Here is a 4805-nt window from a genome sequence, read left to right on the forward strand (position 1 = left end):
GGTTGCGCTGGCTGTAGACCAGGTTGATCGGGGCCTCGTAGCCGGGCACCAGGCGCTTGTAGGAGTTCACCGTGGGGTTGGTGAACGCCAGCAGCGACGGTGCGTGGTGCAGCAGGCCGCCGATGTAGTGGCGGGCGGTGTCCGACAGGCCGGCGTAACCGGTCTCGTCGTACATCAGCGGGCTGCCGTCCTTCCACAGCGACTGGTGGGTGTGCATGCCGGAGCCGTTGTCACCGAACAGCGGCTTGGGCATGAACGTCACGGTCTTGCCGTTCTGCCAGGCCGTGTTCTTGACGATGTACTTGTAGAGCATCATGTCGTCGGCCGCGTGCAGCAGCGTGTTGAACTTGTAGTTGATCTCGGCCTGGCCGCCGGTACCCACCTCGTGGTGGCCCTTCTCCAGGCTGAAGCCGGCGGTGATCAGGTTGGTCAGCATCTTGTCGCGCAGGTCGACGTAGTGGTCGACGGGGGCGACGGGGAAGTAGCCACCCTTGGGGCGCACCTTGTAGCCGCGGTTGGGGCTACCGTCGAGCTCGTTGGGCGAACCGGTGTTCCACCAGCCCGAGATCGCGTCGATCTCGTAGAACGAGCCGTTGGTGCGCGAGTCGAAGCTCACCGAGTCGAAGATGTAGAACTCCGCCTCGGCGCCGAAGTAGGCGGTGTCCGCCACGCCGGTGCTGATCAGGTAGTTCTCGGCCTTGCGGGCGATGTTGCGCGGGTCGCGCGAGTACGGCTCGAGGGTGAAGGGGTCGTGCACGAAGAAGTTGAGGTTCAGCGTCTTGGCTTCACGGAACAGGTCGATCTGCGCGGTCGCCGGATCGGGGAGGAGCAGCATGTCGGATTCGTGAATGGATTGGAATCCGCGAATCGACGAACCGTCGAAGGCTAAACCATCCTCAAAAACGCTCTCGTCGAAGAATGAAATCGGAATTGTGAAGTGCTGCATGATGCCGGGCAGGTCACAAAACCGGACGTCGACAAATTCGACGTTCTCGTCCTTGGCGAGTTTGAAGACGTCGTCGGGCGTCTTGTCCGTCACAGAGTGCTCCTTTACTTGGTGAGATCCGCGGCCTGACGCTATGGAGCAGATGTTGCCCGTCAGTCAACCCGATGTTGCGCGCACGTTACGTGACCATGCCACACGCTAAAAGTGGCCACTTGGGCGGCGGGTTCTATTGTGGGGCCATGGATCGCAAGATCGTATCTTTTCTGGTGACCGGGCGCACCGTCTGCCCTCCTTGCCAGGCCGTCCCGGCGGATTATTCGGACCGCGGTCCGCGCCGATGATGGCCGAATCGCGATCCGCATATCCGGGCGAAAAGCTGGGCCTGCCGGAAAGTGGCCCGGGATCGCTGGCGCCGATGGGCCGCCGGCTCGGCGCGCTGATGATCGACTGGTTGATCGCCTACGGGCTGGCCGGGCTGGCCATGCGCTTCGGCCTGTTCTCCCAACCGGTGCTGGCCACCGCGGTGTTGGTGATCTGGTTCGTGCTGGGCGTGCTCTTCGTGCGGTTGTTCGGGTTCACCCCAGGCCAGCTCGCGCTTCGCCTGCAGGTGGTCACGTTGGACGGACGCGACCTGGTCGGCCTTGGCCGGGCGGTGGTGCGGGGAGTGCTGGTCGGGACGGTCGTCCCGGCGCTGTTCACCGACTTCGACGGCCGGGGCATGCAGGATCGGCTGACCGCGACGGCCGTGGTGCGACGCTGAGCTGAGGAGCTGACCGGGCTGACCGGGCTGAGCTGATGGCGGCGACCCGCCGCGCCCGGCTTCGCCGCGCTTGCGATCGCCGCTGAGCTGATGGCGGCGACCCGCCGCGCCCGGCTTCGCCGCGCTTGCGATCGCCGCTGAGCTGATGGCGGCGACCCGCCGCGCCCGGCTTCGCCGCGCTTGCGATCGCCGCTGACCTGATGGCGGCGACCCGCCGCGCCCGGCTTCGCCGCGCTTGCGATCGCCGCTACCGGCGGCGGACGGTGCGCTGCACCCCGCGCATCTTGCCCGCGTTGGGCAGCGGCCCCTTGGGCATGACGGCCGCGCCGGCGCGCGACCCCAACGCGGCCAGCCGCGACTCCAGCGTGTCCATCTGCTTGACGGTGATGTTGGCCGGTAGCCGGGTGAGATGGCGCTCGAGCTTGGCCAGGGGCACCTCGTCCTCGCCGTTGCCGACGATGATGTCGTAGATCGGCACGTCGCCGATCAGGCGGGCGGTGCGCTTCTTCTCCTGCGCCAGCAGCGGTCGCACCCGTGTCGACGTCCCCTCGCCGACCAGGATGACGCCGGGCCGGCCGATGACGCGGTGCACGGCGTCGAAATGCCCGGTCGCGGCCACCCCGGGGGTCACCCGCCACTTGCCGCGCAGGTTGTCCAAAGCCCATGCGGCGGCCCCGGTTTGACCCTCGGCCTTGCGGTAGACCGACTTCTGGGCGCGGCGGCCGAACACGATGAAGGCGACCAGCCCGCCCAGCACCACGCCCAGCGGGATGAGGGTGATCATCGTCAGCCCGCCGGCCCACAGACCGACCGCCACCGAGATGCCCACGATCAGCACGAAGGCGCCGATCATGTACGGCAGGAGGCGCTTGTCCTCCTGGCGCTGAAGGTTGAACGCCTGCCACAACTGGGTGCGGCGCTCCCGCGCGGCGGCCTTGCGGGCGGCCTGCGCCTGCGCTCGGGCGGCCTTGTTCTGCGCGGCGTTGCGGGATCTAGCCATAGTCAAAGAATACGTAGGGCCGCTATGGGGCAGACGCCGCCACCGGGCGCCGGCGGCGTCAGGCGCGGCTGCGGGCCGCCTGCTCGTAGAGCCGACCCGCGCGATACGACGAGCGCACCAGCGGTCCGGCCAGCACCCCGGCGAAGCCCAGCTCCTCGGCGTGCCGGGCGAACTCGACGAATTCCTCCGGCTTCACCCAGCGCTCGACGGGGTGGTGGCGCGCCGACGGGCGCAGGTACTGGGTGATGGTGATGATGTCGCAGCCCGCGTCGTGCAGGTCGGCCAGGGCAGTGCGCACCTCGTCGGGGGTCTCGCCCATGCCGAGGATGAGGTTGCTCTTGGTGACCAGCCCGGCCTCGCGCGCCGCGGTCAGCACGCCGAGGCTGCGCTGGTAGGTGAAGGCGGGTCGGATCCGCTTGAAGATGCGCGGCACCGTTTCCACGTTGTGCGCCAACACTTCCGGGCGTGATTCGAACACCTCCGCAAGCCGGGTGGGCTCGCCGTTGAAGTCGGGGATCAACAGCTCCACGCCGGTCGAGGGGTTGAGTTCCTTGATGGCGCGCACCGTCTCGGCGTACAGCCAGGCTCCGCCGTCGGGCAGGTCATCGCGGGCCACCCCGGTGACCGTGGCGTAGCGCAGCCCCATGGTGCGTACGCTGTCGGCGACCCGCCTCGGCTCGTCGCGGTCCAGGGCGGCGGGCTTACCGGTGTCGATCTGGCAGAAGTCGCAGCGGCGGGTGCACTGGTCGCCGCCGATCAGGAAGGTGGCCTCGCGGTCCTCCCAGCACTCGAAGATGTTGGGGCAGCCGGCCTCCTCGCAGACCGTGTGCAGACCCTCGCGCCGGACCAGGCTCTTGAGCTGGGTGTACTCCGGGCCCATCTTGGCCCGCACCCGGATCCACGGCGGTTTGCGCTCGATCGGGGTCTCGGCGTTGCGCACTTCCAGGCGCAGCAGTTTGCGTCCTTCCGGTGCGACAGTCACAGCGCCGATGCTACGCGCGCGGCCGCCGCGTGGTCCTGCACCGGCAGCACCCCGTCCAGGGCGTCGCACACCGCGTCGGCGACCGCGGTCTGCACGTCCTCGACCGACACCGGGCGGCGCAGCTCGGCCGACAACGACGTCACACCGGCGTCGCTGATGCCGCACGGCACGATGGCGCCGAACGCGTCCAGGTCGCAGTCGCAGTTGAGCGCGAACCCGTGCAGGGTGGTCGCGCGCGACACCCGCACGCCGATGGCGGCAACCTTGCGGTCGGGGCGGCCGTCGGTGCCCGGCACCCACACCCCGGACCGGCCCGGCACCCGGACCGCGTCCACGCCCAGGTCGGCGCAGACCTTGAGCAGCGCCTCTTCCAGCCGCCGCACGTAGTTCACCACGTCGAGCGGTTCGGCCAGGCCGATGATCGGATACCCGACCAGCTGGCCCGGGCCGTGCCAGGTGATCTTGCCGCCGCGGTCGGTGTCGACGACGGGAGTGCCATCTACCGGCCGTTCGTGCGGTTCGGTGCGCCGGCCCGCCGTATAGACCGCGGGGTGCTCGAGCAGCAGCAGCGTGTCGTTGCCGCCGGCCACCCGGGCGTCGGCCAGATCGCGTTGCTGCTGCCAGGCCACGCGGTAGTCGACGATGCCGAGCGGGCGGACGTCGATCAGGGCCTGGCTGGACCGGATGGAATCGATCACGTTCGCGACGGTACTCGGCTCGGGCCGGACGGACCGAGTCCGGTGGCGCTAGTCGTGGTCGCGGCTGGCGGTGGCGTAGGCGAGGGCCTCGCCCACGGTGTTGTGGTGGAAGACGAAACCGGCGCGCTCCAGCGCGGACGGGATGGCCCGCTGCCCGGTCAGCAGCCCCTCGTCGGCGAACTCGCCCAGCGCGGCCCGGATGGCAAAACCGGGCACCATCAACGGCGTTGGGCGATTGACGGCCCGCCCGAACGCGGTGGTGAATTCGGCGTTGGTGACCGGCGCGGGACCGGTCATGTTCACCGGGCCCGACAGGTCGGGGTTGAAGATCGCGAACAACAGCGCGCGCACTTCGTCTTCCAGGGTGATCCATGACATGTATTGCCGTCCGCCGCCCAGCCGGGCGCCGAGCCCGGCGC

Annotated in this window: 6 protein-coding genes; 1 reads left to right on the forward strand and 5 read right to left on the reverse strand. The window is 69.1% G+C overall.

The features are described from left to right. The coding region (gene glnA / locus A5624_RS05270; RefSeq protein ID WP_066862645.1) for a type I glutamate--ammonia ligase at nt 1-1039 on the reverse strand (1039 nt) is incomplete at its 3' end. 244 nt (nt 1040-1283) lie between these two features. Here glnA and A5624_RS05275 point away from each other — a divergent pair. Further along, nucleotides 1284-1706 carry an RDD family protein gene (locus A5624_RS05275; RefSeq protein ID WP_066862647.1) on the forward strand — a complete coding sequence of 141 codons (423 nt, stop codon included), beginning with the start codon at nt 1284-1286 and terminating at the stop codon, nt 1704-1706. Between the two features lie 247 nt (nt 1707-1953). On the opposite strand, the gene A5624_RS05280 is transcribed toward A5624_RS05275, so the two are convergent. The 4 genes from A5624_RS05280 to A5624_RS05295 all read right to left on the reverse strand — a co-directional run. Beyond that, a complete protein-coding gene (locus tag A5624_RS05280) occupies nt 1954-2706 on the reverse strand; it encodes a DUF4191 domain-containing protein (protein ID WP_066862650.1) in 753 nt (250 codons plus the stop codon). 58 nt (nt 2707-2764) lie between these two features. Next, on the reverse strand, nt 2765-3688 hold the full coding sequence (gene lipA, locus A5624_RS05285; RefSeq protein ID WP_066862653.1) for a lipoyl synthase: 924 nt from the start codon (nt 3686-3688) through the stop codon (nt 2765-2767). Then, nucleotides 3685-4386: a lipoyl(octanoyl) transferase LipB gene (gene lipB, locus A5624_RS05290; protein WP_066862658.1), complete on the reverse strand. Its 702-nt coding sequence runs from the start codon at nt 4384-4386 to the stop codon at nt 3685-3687. Before lipB ends, lipA begins: the two co-directional genes overlap by 4 nt. A gap of 48 nt (nt 4387-4434) precedes the next feature. Next, the coding region (locus tag A5624_RS05295) for a DUF1731 domain-containing protein (RefSeq protein ID WP_156748836.1) at nt 4435-4805 on the reverse strand (371 nt) is incomplete at its 5' end.

This window comes from Mycobacterium sp. 1482292.6, assembly GCF_001672995.1.
GTDB lineage: Bacteria > Actinomycetota > Actinomycetes > Mycobacteriales > Mycobacteriaceae > Mycobacterium > Mycobacterium europaeum_A.